Raw genomic sequence first — 17,063 nt, forward strand, 5'->3', positions numbered from 1 at the left:
CTCGGCGCGGGCACGGGCCTCGCGCTCGGCTCGGGCGCCGCGGTCCAGGGCGTCGGCCCGGCCGGCCAGCCCCTTGACCCGCTCCTCGTGGGTCCTGAGCTGCAGCCGGGCTTCCATCTCGGTCTGGCGGGCGTTGGCGCCGTCGGCGGCGAGCCGGTCCCGCACGGCGGTGTCGGGCTCCTCCTCCACCGGCATCTCCTCGGCGATGGCGAGCCGTTCGGCGCACTCCTCGACCTCGGCCAGCGCCTGCTCCAGCGCGTCCTGCGCCTTGGCCGCGGCGGCGGCGCTGCGCTCGGCCTCGCCGGCGGCGCCCTTCGCATGCCCGGCGAGGCGCCCCAGCTGCTGCGCGACCCCGGCCCGGGCCTGCTCCCCGGCCCGCCGCCGCTCGCCGACCTCGTCGACCCGCGCGGCGAGCTCGCGCCGCAGCTGCTGGGCCCGGTCCCGCGCGCAGGCGCCGTCCGCGCACGCGCCGTCCAGCCGCACCAGCTCCGCGTCGGCTTCGTCGACGGCGGCCTGTACCTCGATCAGGCTGGGCGCCCCGGCGGATCCCCCGTGCGCGAGATGCGCGCCGAGCACGTCCCCCTCCCGGGTCACGGCGACGAGACCGGGCCGCGCCCCGACGAGCCGCTCGGCCTCATCGAGCCCCGCGACGACGACGTACTCCCGCAGCACCCACCCCACGGCCCGTACGACTCCGGCGTCCCCCTGCACGAGCTCCCCGGCGGGCACGGCGCCCGGGGCGGAGCCCCGCCACGCGGCGGAGTCACATGACGCGGTGGAGGGGGAAGGGGCGGGGTGGCGGAACGCGCCCCCCGGCCCGGCACCATCGGCCGCGAACTCCCCCGTCACCGGGGCTTCGGCGGAACCGCCCGCCGGTACCGGGGCTTCGGCCGCACTGCCCCCCGGAACCGGGGCTTCGGCGGAACCGCCCGCCGGGGACGGGGCGGCCGCGCCGGTGGCGGTCTGCCCCGGGAAGGGCACCCCGGGCGCCGAACCCGCCCCGGGCCCGCCATCCGTGGCGCCGCCCGAGGCCTCGTCCCGGCCCGGGAGGGGGGCCGTGGCCGAACCGCCCGCCGGATCCGCGTCATCCGCGACGCCGCCCTCGGGGACCGCCTGGCCGGGGAAGGCGATCGCGGACGGCGAGCCCGGCCGGGGCCGGGCCTCGCCCTGGTCCGGGATCGGGATCCCGGCCGGCGGGGGTGCGATCAGGAGGGTGGCCCGGCCGGCGTCCGTGGCGCGGAGGTGCCGGATGGCGCCGGCCGCCGCGGCCGGCGAGGACACCGCCAGTGCGTCCGCGGCCGCGCCGAGCGCCGCCGCCACCGCCACCTCGTACCCCGCGGTCACCGACAGCCGCTCCGCCGCCGGCCCCAGCAGCCCCGCCAGCCGCTCGCGTGCGGCGAGCAGCGCCCCCGTGCCGTCCTTGCGCCGCAGCCCGAGCGCCAAGGCGTCCCGCCGCGCCGACACCGCCGCCCGCGACTTCTCCGCGGCCGCCACCGCGTCCCGCGCCTGCGTCAGCGCGGCCTCCGCCTCGGCCAGCTCCGCCCGCGCCGCCGCGTACTCCTCGTCCACCGCCGGGTCTTCGAGCCCGCCGACTTCCTCGGCCAGCGCCTCGTACTCGGCCTGCGCGGCGCCGGCGCGGAGCTCGGCCCCGTCGCGTGCGGCCACCAGCCGGTCGATCTCCGCCTGCGCGGCCCCCGCCCGGGACCGGGCCGCACCCAGCCGGCCCGTCAGCCGCGCCAGCCCCTCGCGCCGGTCCGCGATGGCCCGCGCCGCGTCCCGCAGCCGCCGCTCCTCCGCGGCCAGCGACCGCTCCAGCTCCGCCCGGTGCTCGACGGTGTCCTCCAGCGCCCGCGACGCCGCCTCCAGAGCGGCCGTCAGCTCCGCCTCCTGTTCACGGATCCGCTCCGCCTCCCGCTCCATGTCCTGCGGATCGCGGCCGCGGCGCTCCTCCTCCGGGGCCGCGGCCGAAGCGGACTTGACCCGCGCGTCGGCCAGGGACGCGGTCCCCCGTACCCGCTCGGCCAGCTGCGACAGCTCGTACCAGGTCTGCTGGGCCCGCTGGAGCCGCGGCGTCAACTGCCGCACCGTTTCCTCAAGCTCCGCCTCGCGCCTCAGCGCCTGCGCCAGCTGCGCCTCGGCGGCATCCTTGCGCTCCTTCAGCGCCGCCTCGTCCGCGATCTCCGCGTCGAGCGCGCCCCGCAGGGTCACGAGGTCGTCGGCGAGCAGCCGCAGCCGCGCGTCGCGCAGGTCGGCCTGGATGACGGCCGCCCGCCGGGCCACCGCGGCCTGGCGCCCCAGCGGCTTCAGCTGGCGCCGCAGTTCCTCGTTGAGGTCCTGCACGCGCGCGAGGTTCGCCTGCATCGCGTCCAGCTTCCGCAGCGCCTTCTCTTTGCGCTTGCGGTGCTTGAGTACGCCGGCCGCCTCCTCGATGAAGGCGCGCCGGCCCATCGGATCGGCGTGCAGGACGGAGTCCAGCTGGCCCTGTCCGACGATGACGTGCATCTCGCGGCCGATGCCGGAGTCGGAGAGCAGCTCCTGGATGTCGAGCAGCCGGCAGGTGTCGCCGTTGATCTGGTACTCGCTGCTGCCGCCGCGGAACATGATGCGCGTGATCGTGACCTCGGCGTACTCGATCGGCAGGGCGCCGTCGGAGTTGTCGATGGTCAGCGACACCTCGGCCCGCCCGAGCGGCGGTCGCCCGGTGGTGCCGGCGAAGATGACGTCCTCCATCTTGCCGCCGCGCAGGGACTTGGCCCCCTGCTCCCCCATGACCCAGGACAGCGCGTCCACCACATTGGACTTGCCCGAGCCGTTGGGGCCCACGACACACGTGATGCCGGGCTCGAAGCGCAGGGTGGTTGCAGAGGCGAAGGACTTGAAGCCACGCAGGGTCAGGGACTTGAGGTGCACGCCGCCGGACTCTACCTTTCGCGTGCGGTTTCACCCATGAAGGTGCAGGGCGCAACCGACGTCGCAGGAATCGTCCGCCCACCTGGCGCAAGCAAGAAAGAAGGGACGCCGAAGCGTCCCTTGCAGATCATGCGGGGCTGGAGTCGAGCGACGGGTAGAGCGCGGATCAGGTGAGCGCAGGCTCCGCCTGGGGTACGTCGATGTCGATGCGGTCCAGCAGCGAGTCTCCGTGCTGAGCGGCGGCCGCGTTCAGCGCGTCATTTTCGGACTGAATCCGTGTGAGCTCGGACTCGAGGTCCTGGACGCGCTGCTGAAGCCGTCGCATCTCGGCGAGGAGTCGCGGATCGGAACCGCCGACGTAACCGAGAAGCGCCTTTGCCATGATGGATGGTCCTCCACACTGAGTGACCGACCGAAGCGGTGTGGGTCGTGAGGGAATCGCACCCGCGGATGTCCGACAGCGACTGTCAGTCACTGCGCTTCGTACTGCCAGCACTGCCAAACAGCTCAGGTGCGCGGGGCTTCCAGCGTCTCACCAAAAAGTTTGACGGTCAACACGATCACGCCCCGTATCGGCGGGCAGCCCGGCTCTCCCAAGGGATGTGGAGATCGTCCGCTGTTCCGAGCCTTCCACGGAACACCGCCTCCGGCAACGCCTCGACATCGGAACGCGCAGATCCGGCCGGGTGCGGACCGCTCAGAGATGTGATCAGTACATGATCAGCCGATCCGTCAACGGATCGCGAACCCGTCGTAGCCACCGCGCGGTGTGCCCCAGATCTCTGTCACTCCGTCCACCCTCCCGGGCGTGTCGGCGGAGCGCAGCCAGTCGAGCAGCCGGTGGCAATTCTCACGTTGACCTTCGGCCACCACCTGCACTCGCCCGTCGTCGAGGTTGAGCGCGAACCCGACGACTCCGCCGATCTCCAGAGCATTGGCCCTGGTGAACCAGCGGAAGCCCACTCCCTGTACACGGCCGCGCACCCACGCGGTCATGCGGACGTCTTCGTTCATGCGTGAACGCTAACGGGGCGAAGAGTTTCGCCCCACATCGCCCCAGCGCCCCATCGCGTACAGTCGCGCACCAGTGAACTCACCCATTTGGGTGAGTAAGGGATGATCTTGAGCCGCAAGGAAGGCACGTCGCCGATGGGACGCCACCGACTTCACGCCGCGCCGCCCCGCGACGGCAACCGCCGCACCCTCGTGCGCACCGCCCTGCTGGGAGGCGCCGTGGCCGTGGTCCTCGGCACCGCGGCGGTGACCACGGGCATGGTGCCGGTCGGCAGCTCCTTCCCCTATGTCGGCGTCAGCGCCGACGGCTCGGCCGCGAAGACGCAGGCCGGGGCCGAGACTGAGGCCTCGCCGAGCCCGGCCCCCGCGACCGAGCAGCAGGGCGGCCTCGCCAACCTCTCCGGCCGCGCCTCCGCCGGCCCCGACTCGGACGGCCCGTCGCCCTCGGCCTCGGCCTCCCCCTCGGCCTCCCCTTCGCCTTCCGCCTCGCCTTCCGCCGCACCGTCCGCCTCGCCCTCCCCGTCGGCCTCGCGGACCCCCTCCGCCTCACCCACCCCGCCGGCCTCGGCGCCCGCCTCCGCCAAGGTGCAGGCGAAGCCGCAGAAGAGCCCGCTGCCGGTCCCGGCTCCCGTGCCGCCGAAGACGACCGCGCCCAAGCCGCCCGCTCCGCCCGCTCCCCCCGCGCCGCCGGCCCCGACCCCCGACGACGGCCACTCCGCGGAGGAGACCGCCGTGCTCACCCTGGTCAACCAGGAGCGCGCACAGGCCGGCTGCGGTCCGGTCCGGGCGAACCCGCCGCTCGCGGCACTGGCCGGTGCCTTCAGCAAGGACATGGCCGTCCGCGGCTTCTTCGACCACACCGACCCCGACGGGAACACCCCGTGGGACCGCGCCACCAAGGCGGGCCTCTCCGGGCTCGGCGGCGAGAACATCGCCCGCGGCCAGGGCGACGCGCAGGCGGTCATGAACGCCTGGATGAACAGCCCCGGCCACAAGGCGAACATCCTCAACTGCGAGTTCCGCACCCTCGGCGTCGGCGTGTACGTCGCCGCCGGCGGCCCCTGGTGGACGCAGGACTTCGGCTTCTGACCGCAGCGCGCTTACCCATCGAAAGCGCACTCTTCTGGACGGCGCTGTCCGGAGTTAAGCTGGTCGGCATGGAGACTGAACTGCCGTTTGACGCCTTCGCGCGCGCGTGCCCGTCCCGGGAGACCCTGGAGCACGTCACGGGCCGCTGGGGCAGCCTCACGGTGGGCGCCCTGCGCGACGGCTCGTGCCGGTTCAACGAGCTGCGCCGCAAGGTCGACGGCGTGAGCGAGAAGATGCTCTCCCAGACCCTGCAGGCACTGGAGCGCGACGGCATCGTCAACCGCGAGGCGCAGCCGACGAACCCGCCGCGCGTCGACTACGAGCTGACCCCGCTCGGCGTCGAGATCGCCGACCGGCTGCTCGCGCTCATCCACTTCCTCGAAGGCAGCATGCCCCGGGTCATCGACGCGCGGGAGTCCTACGACGCCGCGCGCGGCGGCCGCTGACAGCGCGGGCAGAAGTAGCTGGACCGGTTCATCCACGGGCGTCGGCGCATCGGGGTGCCGCAGCGCCGGCAGGGCTCGTCCTCGCGCCCGTAGGCGTCGAGCGACCGGTCGAAGTAACCGGATTCGCCGTTCACGTTGACGTACAGGCTGTCGAAGCTGGTGCCGCCGACGTCCAGGGCCGCGTTCATCACGTCCCGCACGTGGCCGAGCAGTTCCGCGCTCCGGGGACGCGTCAGCGTGGCGGTGGCGCGCTCGTAGTGCAGCCGCGCCCGCCACAGTGCCTCGTCGGCGTAGATGTTGCCGACCCCGCTGATCAGGGACTGGTCCAGCAGGGCCCGCTTGACGGTGGTCCGTTTGGCGCGCAGCGCCGCGTAGTAGGCGGCCTCGTCGAAGAGGGGGTCGAGCGGGTCCCGGGCGATGTGCGCGATGACGTCGGGCAGCCCGTCGGGCGTGTTCTCGTGGAGCGAGAGCCCGCCGAAGGTGCGCTGGTCGACGAAGCGGAGCTCGGTCCCGGCGGCGTCGTCGAAGCGCACGCGGATGCGCAGGTGCTTCTCGTCGGCGGCGGCTTCCGGCTGGACCAGGAGCTGTCCGCTCATACCGAGGTGCCCGAGGACCGAGAGGTCCCGCCCCTCCAGGGGCAGCCACAGGTACTTGCCGCGCCGCTGCGGGACGCCGATCGTCCCGCCCGTGAGCCGGGCGGCGAAATCGGCCCCGCCGGCCGGGTGACGGCGTACCGCGCGCGGGTGGAGCACCTCGACGGCCGCGACGGTCCGGCCGGCCACCCAGCGCTCCAAGCCCCGCCGTACGACTTCGACTTCGGGCAGCTCGGGCACGGCGGTCCTCCGGGGGCGATGCGGTCGTGATGCGTTCTGGCGGCTCCCCGCGAGCGTACCGGCCCCGGGCCGGCCCGCCCCGCCCGGCCCGGAAACGGGGCCGCCCGCCCCTGCACGGTGGCAGGGACGGGCGGGAGATCCCGAAGGAAGGGCTCAGCCGGTCGGCGTCTGGTCGGCGGGCGTCGGCGACCCGCCGTCCTCGGCCGATGCCGAGACCGCGGCATCGGCCTCGGTGTCGGCCGGAGCCGTCACCGCGACCTGGGCGGCGGCGGATGCCGCGGCTTCCGCCGCGATCCGCTCGTCCGCCTTGGCCCGGATTCCGCGCCATGCGGACTCCGCGGCCTGCTGTTCCGCTTCCTTCTTGCTGCGGCCAGTGCCGGTGCCGTACGAGACACCACCGACGCGGGCGGCAGCGGTGAAGGTCTTCTCGTGGTCCGGACCGGTCTCGGTCACCAGGTATTCCGGTACGCCGAGGCCTTCGGCCGCCGTGAGCTCCTGGAGACTGGTCTTCCAGTCCAGGCCGGCCCCGAGGTTCGAGGACTTCTCGATGAGCGGGTCGAAGAGCCGGTGAACCAGCTCCGAGGCCGCGTCGAGGCCCTGGTCGAGGTAGACCGCGCCGATCACCGCTTCAAGGGTGTCGGCGAGGATGGAGGCCTTGTCCCGGCCGCCCGTGCCCTCTTCGCCCCGGCCGAGCCGGATGAAGGAGCCGAGGTCGAGGCCGCGCCCGACCTCCGCCAGTGCGCGCGAGTTGACCACCGCGGCCCGAAGCTTGGCCAGCTGGCCTTCGGGGAGGTCGGGGTGGGTCGTGTACAGCGTGTCCGTGACCACCAGGCCGAGCACGGAGTCCCCGAGGAACTCCAGGCGCTCGTTGGTGGGCAGACCGCCGTTCTCGTACGCGTACGAGCGGTGGGTCAGTGCACGCACCAGAAGGGCGGACTCGAGTCGATACCCGAGCCGCCCTTCCAGAAGCGTGTGGGACGAGGCCGCGTTGTTACTGTCTGCCTGCTTCTCAGCGTTGGACAGCTCAGACATTGCGCCTCTCACCAGCCGCTCAGACCTCGAGGACCTGGCGCTTGTTGTAGGTGCCGCAGCTCGGGCACGCGATGTGCTGGAGCTTCGGCTCCTGGCAACGCTCACACGAAACCAGGGTGGGGACCGCAGCCTTCCACTGCGACCGGCGGTGGCGCGTGTTGCTGCGCGACATCTTCCGCTTCGGAACAGCCACGGCTACTTCTCCTGCTTCTCGGCGGCGCCCTGAACTCCGTCAGAGGCAGTGCCGCTCATGTTGTCCTTCTCGTCGTCCTGATCGGTCACGACGAGTCCTTGCAGTGCCGCCCAACGGATGTCGACGGCGTCATGGTGGTGGTCCGGGTCGTCGTTGAGGCTGAGCCCGCAATCGGGGCACAGTCCGAGACAGTCCTCCCGGCACACCGGCTGCATGGGCAGTGCGAGCACCACCACATCACGCAGCACGGGTTCGAGGTCGAACAAGCCGTCCTCGAGGAAGAGCGTGTCCTCGTCGTCCTCGGCGTCGTCGGCCGGCTCCGCTGTGGTGCGGCTCCGGTCGTCGGCGTCAGGGTACGAGAACATCTCCTGGAAGTCCGCCTTGAGCTCGCGCTCGACGGACTCCAGACACCTTACGCACTCCCCTACGGCCGATGCACGGGCGGTGCCTGTGACAAGCACCCCTTCCATGACCGACTCCATGCGGAGGCTGAGCTTCATCGGGGCGCCTTCCGGTACCCCGATGACGCCGACGAGACTGAAGTCCGCCGGTGTCGCGATCTCACGGGACAGCCGCTGCATGGCACCAGGACGCCGACCCAGCTCGTGCGTGTCGAACACGAGGGGGTTGCGGTGGTCGAGGCGGGTATTCAGGGCCGTTCCTGCTTTCACAGATCGCTGAAGATCAAAGATTCCGCCACATAAGGGCAGCATGGATCGCGGTGCATACGCGCGACCGAAGAGCCAGGATACCCGGCGCTTCGCCCTGAGCCCAATCCGGCCTCAGCGACCCTGTTCGTACTGGCGCAGCTGGTCCAGGTTGATCATGCTCGTGTCGAAGAAGCTGGTCTCGTCGAGCGCGGGCTGCTGGGGGTGCTGCTGGGTCGGCTGGGCCTGCTGCATCTGGTGCTGTGCGGCCTGCGGCTGCTGCTGGTAGGCCGCGTAGGGGTCCGGCTGCTGCTCGTAGCCCATCGCCGCGTACGGGTCCGGCTGCTGGACCTGCTGCTGGTAGGCATAGGGGTCCTGGTAGGAGTAGGCGTCCTGCTGCTGGGGCTGCTGGTAGCCGTACGCGTCGTACGCGGGCTCCTGCTGGACCTGCGCCGGGATCACCGGGGCCGCGGGCTCCGCCAGGCCCGCCAGGAAGTCCGCGTCGCTCGCCGAGCGGGACTGCTGCGCGCCCGCCGCGTCCTGGGCGGCCATGTGCGCGCCGAGGTCGTCGGTGGGCACCCGGCCCAGCAGCTTCTGCCGGCCCCGGCCGACCGCCTCCAGGGTCTTGGAGAGGACCGCCTCGAAGGTCGCCAGCTTGGTGTCCACGTACGCGTCCGCCTGCTGGCGCTGCGTCTGCGGATCGTGGCTGCGCTCGGGCGCCTCGGCGTCCGGGAAGCCGTCCTCGTCGAGCCCGGGCCCGCGGCCCAGGAGCTTCTCGCGGCCGCGGTCGACGGAGCCGATGGTCTTGCTGAGCACGACCTCGAAGTTCGCGAGCTTGCTGTCGACGTAGTCGTCGGCCTCGGCCCGGATCTCGTCGGCCTCCCTGCGGGCGTCCGCCAGGATCCGGTCCGCCTCGGCCTGCGAGCGGCGCGCGACCTCGGTGTCGGAGATCAGCGAACCGCGCTGGGCGTGCGCCGACTCGATGATCCGCTCCGCCTCGCGACGGGCGTCCTCGACCATCTGCTCCCGGCCCCCGATGAGCTCCTGAGCCTGCGCGAGCGAGCCGGGCAGCGCCTGGCGCACCTCTTCGAGCTGCGCGAGCAGCTCGGCGCGGTTGATCACGCAGGAGGCCGACATGGGCATGGACCGGGCGCCGCCGACGGCCGCGACGATCTCGTCGAGCTTCTTCTGCACGTCCATGGGGGCTCGCACTCTCTCGGCCTCGGGCGGTTCCTGAGACGGACGGGACGACTGTAAGGCCACCGGGTGAACCCCGGCACCGGACTGACGGCCCGTCAGTCCGTCAGCGGTTCGCGAGCCGCTCGGTCAGCGCCGCGTGCACGTGCGGCGGCAGCAGGTGGGCGACGTCGCCGCCCCAGGTCGCGACCTCCTTGACCAGGGAGGACGACAGGAAGCTGTAGGTGGGGTTGGTCGGCACGAACAGCGTCTCGACGCCCGAGAGGCCCATGTTCATCTGGGCCATCTGGAGCTCGTAGTCGAAGTCGCTGACCGCGCGCAGGCCCTTGACGATGGCCGGGATGTCGCGCTGCTTGCAGAAGTCGACGAGCAGTCCGTGGAAGGACTCCACCTCGACGTTGCCGTAGTCGGCGGTCGCCTCGCGGATCAGCTCGATCCGCTCCTCGACGGTGAACAGCCCCTGCTTGGACTGGTTGATCATCACGGCGACGTGCACGACGTCGTAGAGCCGGGAGGCCCGGCCGATGATGTCGAGGTGTCCGTTGGTGATGGGGTCGAATGACCCGGGACAGACGGCTCGGCGCAACTTGGGTCCCTCGCTCTCCGATGCGGGCATCATGAGTCTTCGCTGGTGAAGGCGGCGCGACCGTACCAAAGGGTGCCCTCGCCGTACTTGCGGGAGCGCAGCGGCTCGAAGCCCGCGGGCCACGGGAAGGCGCCGCTGCGCGTACTGCGCTCCACGGTGACGAGCGCGTCGTCCGTGAGCCAGCCATTGGCGCGGAGTGTGAGCAGGATCTCGCCAAGATCGTCGTGGCCGACGGCGTACGGCGGGTCCAGGAAGACGACGTCGTACGGGTCCGTGCCCGACGGGACCGCCACGATCTGCTCCGCCTTGCCCGCCCGGAACTCGGCGCCGGGCAGGCCCAGCGCCTTGATGTTGTCCCGGATCGCCTTGGCGGCCTTGGCCTCGGGCTCCACCAGCAGCGCGTGGGCCGCGCCGCGGGAGAGGGCCTCCAGGCCCACGGCGCCGGAGCCCGCGTACAGGTCGAGCACCCGGGCCCCGTCGACGCCGTGGAGCGACTCCCAGGTGGAGAAGAGGCCTTCACGCATCCGGTCCGAGGTCGGCCGGGTGCCGGTGCCCGGGGGCACGGTCAGCCGTCGCCCGCCGGCGCTGCCGGCGATCACGCGGGTCATCTGGGGTCCTTCGGTACGACGGTGATGGCTACTGCGGAGTTCCACGATAGGTCGTACCGCCCGGGACGGCCCCGGGCGGTACCGGGCGACCGCGGCTCAGCCCTTCTCCAGGTACTGCTCCCGCTCGGTGTCCAGCAGGGCCTCCAGCGCGCTCCGCAGGCCCGGCAGACCCCGCAGCTCGGGGTCGTCGGCGACCACGCGGGCGGCCTCCTCCCGGGCCTGGGCGATGACCTCCTCGTCCTCGATGACCGCGAGCATGCGCAGCGAGGAGCGCACGCCCGACTGGGCCTGGCCGAGGACGTCGCCCTCCCGGCGCTGTTCCAGGTCGATGCGGGAGAGCTCGAAGCCGTCGAGGGTGGCGGCGACCGCGGCGAGCCGGGCCCGGGCGGGGCTCGCCTCGTGCATCTCGCTGACGAGCAGGCACAGGCCGGGCGCGGAACCGCGGCCGACGCGGCCGCGCAGCTGGTGGAGCTGGGAGACTCCGAAGCGGTCCGCATCCATGATCACCATGACCGTGGAGTTCGGCACGTTCACCCCGACCTCGATGACGGTGGTGGCGACCAGCACCTTGACCTCGCCGGCCGCGAAGCGGCGCATGACGTCGTCCTTGTCCGCCGGGTCCATCCGGCCGTGCAGCACCTCCACCGACAGCCCGGCGAGCGGCCCGCGCCCGAGCTGCTCCGCGATGTCCAGGACGGCCAGCGGGGGCCGCTTCTCCGCGTCGTCCTCGGCGGAGGCCTTCTTCTTGGGGTCGTCCTCGCCGTCGCCGATGCGCGGGCACACCACGTACGCCTGGTGCCCGTTCTCGACCTCTTCGCGCACCCGCTCCCAGGCCCGGGCCAGGAAGTGGGGCTTGTCCTTGGCCGGTACGACGTGGGTGGCGATCGGGGAGCGGCCGGCGGGCAGCTGGTCGAGGACGGAGGTCTCCAGGTCCCCGAAGACGGTCATCGCGACCGTGCGCGGGATCGGGGTCGCGGTCATGACCAGCAGGTGCGGGGGCTGCTTCCCCTTGGACCGCAGCGCGTCGCGCTGCTCGACGCCGAAGCGGTGCTGTTCGTCGACGACGACCAGGCCGAGGTCGTGGAACTGCACCTTGTCCTCGATGAGCGCGTGCGTGCCGATGACGATGCCGGCCTCGCCGGTGACCAGGTCGAGCAGGGCCTGGCGGCGCGCGGGCATCCCCATGGACCCGGTGAGCAGCACGACCTTGGTCCCCTGGTCGGAGCCGCCGAGCATCCCGCCCTCGGCGAGCTCTCCCATCATCTCGGTGACGGACCGGTGGTGCTGCTGGGCGAGGACCTCGGTGGGGGCGAGCATGGCGGCCTGCCCCCCGCAGTCGACGACGGCGAGCATGGCCCGCAGCGCCACCATCGTCTTCCCGCTGCCGACCTCGCCCTGGAGGAGGCGGTGCATGGGGTGCTCCGTGGCCAGGTCTTCGAAGATCTCCCGGGAGACGGTCTGCTGGCCGTCGGTGAGGGTGAAGGGGAGCTTGGCGTCGAAGGCGTCGAGCAGGCCGCCCGGGGCGGGGCGGCGGGGGACGGCCGGGAGCTGGGAGTCGGCGTGCCGGCGGCGGGCCAGGGCGACCTGGAGGACGAAGGCCTCGTCCCACTTCAGCCGCTGCCGCGCGTCCTCGATGTCGCCCTTGGTGGCCGGCCGGTGGATCTTCAGCAGGGCCTCGGTGAGCGGGACCAGTCCGCGGCCCTCGCGCAGGGCCTCCGGCAGTGGTTCCACGGCCTCCCCGGCGCTGGGCAGTACGGCGTCCACGCACTTGGCGATCTTCCAGGACTCCAGCTTGGCGCAGGCCGGGTAGATCGGGATGAGCTGGTTGGCGAAGGCGGTGGCGGCGTCCCGGTCGGAGGCGTCCGCGCCGAGCGGTTCGTACGCGGGGTGGGAGAGCTGGAGCTTGCGGTTGAACAGGCCGACCTTGCCCGCGAACATGGCGCGGGTGCCCGGCAGCAGGTCCTTGTGCGGCTTGTGGACACCCGCCCCGAAGAAGACCAGCTGGAGGCGGCCGCTGCCGTCGGTGATGGTCACCTCCAGGCGTTTGCCGCGGCCTCCGTTGAAGGTCAGGATCCGGGCGTCGGCGACCTGGGCGACGACCGTCACGTGCTCGTCGATCTGGTCGGCGAGCTCGGTCAGCGAGGTCAGCTCGCCGCGCTCGGCGTACCGCCGCGGGTAGTGGTGCAGCAGGTCCAGGGCCGTGTGCAGGCCGAGCTGCTCGGCCAGCACCTTGGCGGTGGCGGGGCCGAGCGTCTTCTTGAGGTCTTCGTCGAGCGCGGGCACGCCTTCATTGCACACCATGGCGCTGACAAGTCGGCTATTCGACCCCGATGAGGAGGGGCGCCGAGTACCGCCCGCCGCGGTAGGTGACCGTGTCCACCGCCAGGTGTCCGTGCTGGACGTACGCCTCCAGGCGTTCGGCGAGGGCGTCCGGCACCTCCGGTCCCAGGACCAGGGTGACGAGTTCGCCGCCGGAGCCCAGCATCCGCTCCAGGACGGCCTGGGCGGTCTCGTCGAGACCGGAGCCGATGACGGCGACGTCGCCGTCGATGAGTCCGAGCACGTCCCCGGCCTGGCAGATGCCGGCGGAGGTGAAGGACTGCCGTTCGGCGACGGCGAGTTCCCCGTAGCGGGTGGCTCCGGCGGCCGCGGTCATGGCGACGACGTCCTCGTCGAAGCTGCCCTCCGGGTCGTGGACGGCGAGGGCGGCCAGGCCCTGGACGGCGGACCGGGTGGGGATCACGGCCACCCGTACGCCGTCGGCGCGGGCCTGTTCGGCCGCGGCGGAGGCGACGGCCCGCTGGTCGGCGCCGCCGGGCAGCAGCACCACCTCGCGGGCGTGCGCGCGCCGGATGGCGTCGACGAGCGCGGCGGCGTCCGGGACCTCGCCGGGGCGGGCGAGCACGGTGGTCGCGCCCGCCTCCCCGCACAGCCCGGCCAGCCCCTCGCCCGGGACGACGGCGACGACGGCCCGCTGGACGCGCTCACCGCGCGCCCGGCGCCGCTCGTCGCCGAAGTGGGTGATGCGGATCCGGTACGGCCGCCCGGCGACCACACCGGCCTCCACGGCGGCGCCGGGGTCGTCGACGTGGACGTGCACGTTCCACAGTCCGTCGCCGCCGACCACCACCAGGGAGTCCCCGAGTCCGTCGAGGCGTCCGCGCAGCTCGGCCACGGCCGGCTCGGCGGCCTCCAGCAGATAGATCACCTCGTACGCGGGCCCGCCCCGCTCCTCGGCGTCGCAGGGCTGCGGCGGCCTCGGTACGGGGACGGCCCGGCCGCGTACGGCCTCGGCGGCGGGCGGGCGGCCCGACAGGGCCTGCGACAGCGCCCCGAGTACGGCGACCAGCCCGCAGCCCCCGGCGTCGACCACTCCGGCCCGGCCCAGCTCGGCCAGCTGCCCCGGGGTGTCGGCGAGCAGCTGGCCGACCATCACGTCCACGCGGCCGATGGCATCGAGGTACTGCTGGCTGGCGGCGCCGTAGCCCGCCGCCTCGCCGGCCCGGGCCGCCGCCGCGGCGGCGACGGTGAGCATCGTGCCCTCCACCGGGTGCGCGACGGCCCCGTAGGCCTCCTCGGCGGCCCGGGTCAGCGCCTCGGCCAGCAGCCGGCCGGGCCCGCGGCCCCCGGGTTCGTCGCCGAGCACGTCGGCCACTCCGCGCAGCAGCTGCGCCAGGATCGTCCCGGAGTTCCCGCGGGCGCCTATGAGGGCGCCGTGCGCGTAGGCCCGTACGGCCTCCGACAGGGTGGCGTCCGCTGTGGTCTCGCTCACGCCCGCGGGTGGTGTTCCGAGCGCCTCGGCCAGGGCGCGGTCCGCCGACTCGGCGGTCAGGTAGAGGTTGGTTCCGGTGTCCGCGTCCGCTACGGGGTAGACGTTGATCGCGTCGATGTCCTCGCGGGCCCGGCCCAGCGCGGCCACGGCCAGCGAGCTCCAGGTGCGCACCGTTTCGGCGTCGAGCTCGTCGGCGGGCTGCGGCTGCGGCTCGTGCTGCACCGGGCGTTCCTCCTCGTGCGGGCCAGGGTTCACCGCAGGGTAACCAAGGACTGCGGGGCGTCAGGGGCCCCGGGCGGGATCGGCGGCGGCCATGGTAGTTTTCTTGGACGGACGCAGTCGTTGTATGCTGCTCCGGTTGCCCGATGAAAGTCGGGCCATTTCCCCCGGCAAACCACTCAGACTTCTCAGACTTCTGATCCGGTGCGCCGGATTTCACTGTAAGTGCATCTGAAGTCTTTGGAGTGACCTGTGGCTGCCAACTGCGACGTTTGCGCCAAGGGGCCGAGCTTCGGCAACAACATCTCCCACTCGCACCGCCGCACCTCGCGTCGCTGGAACCCGAACATCCAGCGCGTTCGTGCCATGGTCAGTGGGACGCCGAAGCGCCTCAACGTCTGCACCTCGTGCATCAAGGCCGGCAAGGTCTCGCGCTGACGCCAACCGTCGTAGCGCAGCCCTTTCCGGTTGCCAAGAAGGCCGGTCCACCTCGTGGGCCGGCCTTTTGCCTTGCACTTGCCTGGACCGACCGGGCAGGCGAAGACCACCGCGTCACGTGACGCGGTGGTCTTCTGCCGTTCGGCGGCCGTCAGCGGTGCCACTCCCAGGCGTGGTCCACCGGGCCGATGCCGCCGCCGAGCGCGAAGCCGGCCGCGATGGCGCCGGTCACGTACTCCTTGGCCTCCATGACGGCCTGCGGGACGTCCTGTCCCTTGGCGAGCCCGGCGGCGATCGCGCTGGCGAGGGTGCAGCCGGTGCCGTGGGTGTGCCGGTTGTCGTGGCGCGGCGCCCGCAGCCACAGCTGTGTGTCCCCGTCGGTGAGCAGGTCGGCGGCCTGGCCCCCGTGGGCGGCCAGGTGCCCGCCCTTGACGAGCGCCCACTGGGGCCCGTACGCGAGCACGGCGTCGGCGGCGCGCCGCATGTCGTCCTCGCTCTCCACGATCACGCCCGTGAGCTGGGCCACTTCGTCCAGGTTCGGGGTGGCCACGGTGGCCCGCGGCAGCAGCTCCTTGCGCACGGCGTCCAGCGCCGAGGCGGCGAGCAGCGCGTCCCCGTGCTTGGAGACCCCGACCGGATCCACGACGGCGGGGGCGGAGGTGGCGGCCAGCAGCTCGGCCACCGTCTCCACCAGCGCGGTGGAGGCCAGGATCCCGGTCTTGACGGCGTGGACGCCCATGTCGTCCACGACGGCCCGGTACTGGGCCTTCACGGCTTCGGCGGGCAGTTCCCAGATTCCCTGCACCCCGAGGGAGTTCTGCGCGGTCACGGCCGTCACCACGCTCATCCCGTGCACGCCGAGTGCCAGCATCGTCTTGAGGTCTGCCTGGATCCCGGCGCCACCGCCGGAATCGGATCCGGCGACGGTCAGGCACAGCGGTGGCGCGTCGGTCATCTGGGGGTCTCCTCGATGGACGGGTCGGAGCCGAAGTGGTCCCAGCCGCCGGTGCTCGTCCAGGGGGCGCCGTCCACGGTCACCTGGGGCAGCGCGGACCGGTTCAGCACCTCCCCGATGACCTTCCACCGGGCCGGCAGTTTCACGTCGGGCGGGAAGGTCGCCACGATGGCGTGATCTTCCCCTCCGGTGAGCACCCACTGCAAGGGGTCGACCCCGACGGCCTGCCCGATGTCGTGCATCTGCGTCGGGATGTCGACGGCCGCCGAGCGCAGGTCGATCCGTACCTTGCTGGCCTCCGCGATGTGCCCGAGGTCGGCGATCAGGCCGTCGCTGACGTCGGTCATCGCCGTGGCGCCGAGCCCGGCGGCCGCGGGGCCCGCGTGGTACGGGGGCTCGGGGCGCCGGTGGGCCTCGACGAAGGCCCGCGGGGAGCGGAACCCGCGCGAGAGCACGGCGAATCCGGCCGCGGACCAGCCCAGCCAGCCCGTGACGGCCACGACGTCGCCGGGCTGGGCGCCGGAGCGCAGCACGGGCTCGTGGTTGCGCAGGTCGCCGAGGGCGGTGATGGCCACGGTGATGGTGTCCCCGCGGACGACGTCGCCGCCGACCACGGCCGCACCGGCGACCTGGCACTCGTCGCGGATGCCGTCCATCAGCTCGGTGGGCCAGGTGACCGGCAGCTCGGCCGGGACGACGAGGCCGAGCAGCAGCGCCGTCGGCACCGCGCCCATGGCCGCGATGTCGGCGAGGTTCTGCGCGGCCGCCTTGCGGCCGACGTCGTACGCCGTGGACCAGTCGCGCCGGAAGTGCCTGCCCTCGAGCAGGATGTCGGTGCTCGCCACGACCCGCCGGTCGGGGGCCGACACGACCGCGGCGTCGTCGCCCGGTCCGAGCCGGACCGCCGGGGTGGTGGTGAGCCGTGAGGTGAGCTCCCGAATGAGCCCGAACTCCCCCAGCTCGCCCACAGTGCCCTTCATCGCTGTGCCCCTTCTTGCCCAGTCCGCTTGCGGTCGCGAGCCGTCACAGCTCTGGGTACCGTCAACAGATACGTCAACTTCTGCTCTCCGTACGCCCCGCCGTGCGTGGCGCCGGGCCCCCGGGTCTCCCCGTGGTGCTCGGCA

Annotated in this window: 17 protein-coding genes; 3 read left to right on the forward strand and 14 right to left on the reverse strand. The window is 72.8% G+C overall.

Annotation, left to right across the window (positions count from 1 at the left end):
* From K7B10_RS13165 to K7B10_RS13175, 3 genes are all read right to left on the reverse strand, one after another.
* The coding region (locus K7B10_RS13165; protein ID WP_229336266.1) for an AAA family ATPase at nucleotides 1-2,910 on the reverse strand (2,910 nt) is incomplete at its 3' end.
* A gap of 166 nt (nucleotides 2,911-3,076) precedes the next feature.
* Nucleotides 3,077-3,292 (reverse strand): hypothetical protein, encoded by a 216-nt coding sequence (locus K7B10_RS13170; protein ID WP_030859887.1) that lies wholly within the window; start codon nucleotides 3,290-3,292, stop codon nucleotides 3,077-3,079.
* A 350-nt stretch (nucleotides 3,293-3,642) separates the two neighbouring features.
* Complete coding sequence (locus tag K7B10_RS13175) at nucleotides 3,643-3,924, reverse strand: acylphosphatase (protein ID WP_053691075.1); 282 nt, start codon at nucleotides 3,922-3,924, stop codon at nucleotides 3,643-3,645.
* Nucleotides 3,925-4,059: 135 nt separating this feature from the next.
* Here K7B10_RS13175 and K7B10_RS13180 point away from each other — a divergent pair, with 135 nt between their 5' ends.
* Nucleotides 4,060-5,013 (forward strand): CAP domain-containing protein, encoded by a 954-nt coding sequence (locus K7B10_RS13180; RefSeq protein ID WP_229336267.1) that lies wholly within the window; start codon nucleotides 4,060-4,062, stop codon nucleotides 5,011-5,013.
* 68 nt (nucleotides 5,014-5,081) lie between these two features.
* Nucleotides 5,082-5,459 carry a winged helix-turn-helix transcriptional regulator gene (locus tag K7B10_RS13185; protein ID WP_229336268.1) on the forward strand — a complete coding sequence of 126 codons (378 nt, stop codon included), beginning with the start codon at nucleotides 5,082-5,084 and terminating at the stop codon, nucleotides 5,457-5,459.
* Here the strand turns inward: K7B10_RS13185 and mutM are convergent.
* The 9 genes from mutM to K7B10_RS13230 form a co-directional block, all read right to left on the reverse strand.
* Nucleotides 5,432-6,292, reverse strand: coding sequence for a bifunctional DNA-formamidopyrimidine glycosylase/DNA-(apurinic or apyrimidinic site) lyase (gene mutM / locus K7B10_RS13190; RefSeq protein WP_229336269.1), 861 nt, complete (start codon nucleotides 6,290-6,292; stop codon nucleotides 5,432-5,434). The genes K7B10_RS13185 and mutM overlap by 28 nt on opposite strands.
* A 153-nt stretch (nucleotides 6,293-6,445) precedes the next feature.
* On the reverse strand, nucleotides 6,446-7,324 hold the full coding sequence (gene rnc / locus K7B10_RS13195) for a ribonuclease III (RefSeq protein ID WP_229336270.1): 879 nt from the start codon (nucleotides 7,322-7,324) through the stop codon (nucleotides 6,446-6,448).
* Between the two features lie 19 nt (nucleotides 7,325-7,343).
* Entirely contained in the window at nucleotides 7,344-7,517 is a 174-nt protein-coding gene (gene rpmF / locus K7B10_RS13200; RefSeq protein ID WP_003965982.1) for a 50S ribosomal protein L32, read from the reverse strand.
* A 2-nt stretch (nucleotides 7,518-7,519) separates the two neighbouring features.
* Nucleotides 7,520-8,230 (reverse strand): YceD family protein, encoded by a 711-nt coding sequence (locus tag K7B10_RS13205; RefSeq protein WP_229336271.1) that lies wholly within the window; start codon nucleotides 8,228-8,230, stop codon nucleotides 7,520-7,522.
* 69 nt (nucleotides 8,231-8,299) lie between these two features.
* Nucleotides 8,300-9,364 carry a DivIVA domain-containing protein gene (locus tag K7B10_RS13210; protein WP_229336272.1) on the reverse strand — a complete coding sequence of 355 codons (1,065 nt, stop codon included), beginning with the start codon at nucleotides 9,362-9,364 and terminating at the stop codon, nucleotides 8,300-8,302.
* A gap of 103 nt (nucleotides 9,365-9,467) precedes the next feature.
* Entirely contained in the window at nucleotides 9,468-9,947 is a 480-nt protein-coding gene (gene coaD / locus K7B10_RS13215; RefSeq protein ID WP_199813636.1) for a pantetheine-phosphate adenylyltransferase, read from the reverse strand.
* A 29-nt stretch (nucleotides 9,948-9,976) separates the two neighbouring features.
* Nucleotides 9,977-10,555, reverse strand: coding sequence for a 16S rRNA (guanine(966)-N(2))-methyltransferase RsmD (gene rsmD, locus K7B10_RS13220; RefSeq protein WP_229336273.1), 579 nt, complete (start codon nucleotides 10,553-10,555; stop codon nucleotides 9,977-9,979).
* A 96-nt stretch (nucleotides 10,556-10,651) separates the two neighbouring features.
* Nucleotides 10,652-12,856 carry an ATP-dependent DNA helicase RecG gene (gene recG, locus K7B10_RS13225; RefSeq protein ID WP_229336274.1) on the reverse strand — a complete coding sequence of 735 codons (2,205 nt, stop codon included), beginning with the start codon at nucleotides 12,854-12,856 and terminating at the stop codon, nucleotides 10,652-10,654.
* Between the two features lie 16 nt (nucleotides 12,857-12,872).
* On the reverse strand, nucleotides 12,873-14,549 hold the full coding sequence (locus K7B10_RS13230) for a DAK2 domain-containing protein (protein WP_229336275.1): 1,677 nt from the start codon (nucleotides 14,547-14,549) through the stop codon (nucleotides 12,873-12,875).
* Nucleotides 14,550-14,798: 249 nt separating this feature from the next.
* Between K7B10_RS13230 and rpmB the strand changes: the two genes are divergently transcribed.
* On the forward strand, nucleotides 14,799-14,984 hold the full coding sequence (gene rpmB, locus K7B10_RS13235; protein WP_030298506.1) for a 50S ribosomal protein L28: 186 nt from the start codon (nucleotides 14,799-14,801) through the stop codon (nucleotides 14,982-14,984).
* A gap of 151 nt (nucleotides 14,985-15,135) precedes the next feature.
* On the opposite strand, the gene thiD is transcribed toward rpmB, so the two are convergent.
* Together thiD and K7B10_RS13245 are read right to left on the reverse strand one after the other, a co-directional pair.
* On the reverse strand, nucleotides 15,136-15,939 hold the full coding sequence (gene thiD, locus K7B10_RS13240; protein WP_229336276.1) for a bifunctional hydroxymethylpyrimidine kinase/phosphomethylpyrimidine kinase: 804 nt from the start codon (nucleotides 15,937-15,939) through the stop codon (nucleotides 15,136-15,138).
* The gene (locus K7B10_RS13245; RefSeq protein WP_099889292.1) at nucleotides 15,936-16,919 is read right to left on the reverse strand and encodes a thiamine-phosphate kinase; all 984 of its coding nucleotides are present in this window, start codon (nucleotides 16,917-16,919) and stop codon (nucleotides 15,936-15,938) included. The genes thiD and K7B10_RS13245 overlap by 4 nt, the downstream gene beginning before the upstream one ends.
* Nucleotides 16,920-17,063 lie beyond the last annotated feature (144 nt).

Source organism: Streptomyces flavotricini (assembly GCF_020639365.1).
Classification (GTDB): domain Bacteria; phylum Actinomycetota; class Actinomycetes; order Streptomycetales; family Streptomycetaceae; genus Streptomyces; species Streptomyces flavotricini.

Bases quoted from the DNA above. Each gene is read 5' to 3' on its own strand.
- K7B10_RS13170 (WP_030859887.1), bottom strand. From the start codon at position 3,292: ATGGCAAAGGCGCTTCTCGGTTACGTCGGCGGTTCCGATCCGCGACTC.
- K7B10_RS13175 (WP_053691075.1), bottom strand. From the start codon at position 3,924: ATGAACGAAGACGTCCGCATGACCGCGTGGGTGCGCGGCCGTGTACAG.
- K7B10_RS13180 (WP_229336267.1), top strand. From the start codon at position 4,060: ATGGGACGCCACCGACTTCACGCCGCGCCGCCCCGCGACGGCAACCGC.
- K7B10_RS13185 (WP_229336268.1), top strand. From the start codon at position 5,082: ATGGAGACTGAACTGCCGTTTGACGCCTTCGCGCGCGCGTGCCCGTCC.
- rnc (WP_229336270.1), bottom strand. From the start codon at position 7,324: ATGTCTGAGCTGTCCAACGCTGAGAAGCAGGCAGACAGTAACAACGCG.
- K7B10_RS13205 (WP_229336271.1), bottom strand. From the start codon at position 8,230: ATGCTGCCCTTATGTGGCGGAATCTTTGATCTTCAGCGATCTGTGAAA.
- K7B10_RS13210 (WP_229336272.1), bottom strand. From the start codon at position 9,364: ATGGACGTGCAGAAGAAGCTCGACGAGATCGTCGCGGCCGTCGGCGGC.
- rsmD (WP_229336273.1), bottom strand. From the start codon at position 10,555: ATGACCCGCGTGATCGCCGGCAGCGCCGGCGGGCGACGGCTGACCGTG.
- recG (WP_229336274.1), bottom strand. From the start codon at position 12,856: ATGGTGTGCAATGAAGGCGTGCCCGCGCTCGACGAAGACCTCAAGAAG.
- thiD (WP_229336276.1), bottom strand. From the start codon at position 15,939: ATGACCGACGCGCCACCGCTGTGCCTGACCGTCGCCGGATCCGATTCC.
- K7B10_RS13245 (WP_099889292.1), bottom strand. From the start codon at position 16,919: ATGAAGGGCACTGTGGGCGAGCTGGGGGAGTTCGGGCTCATTCGGGAG.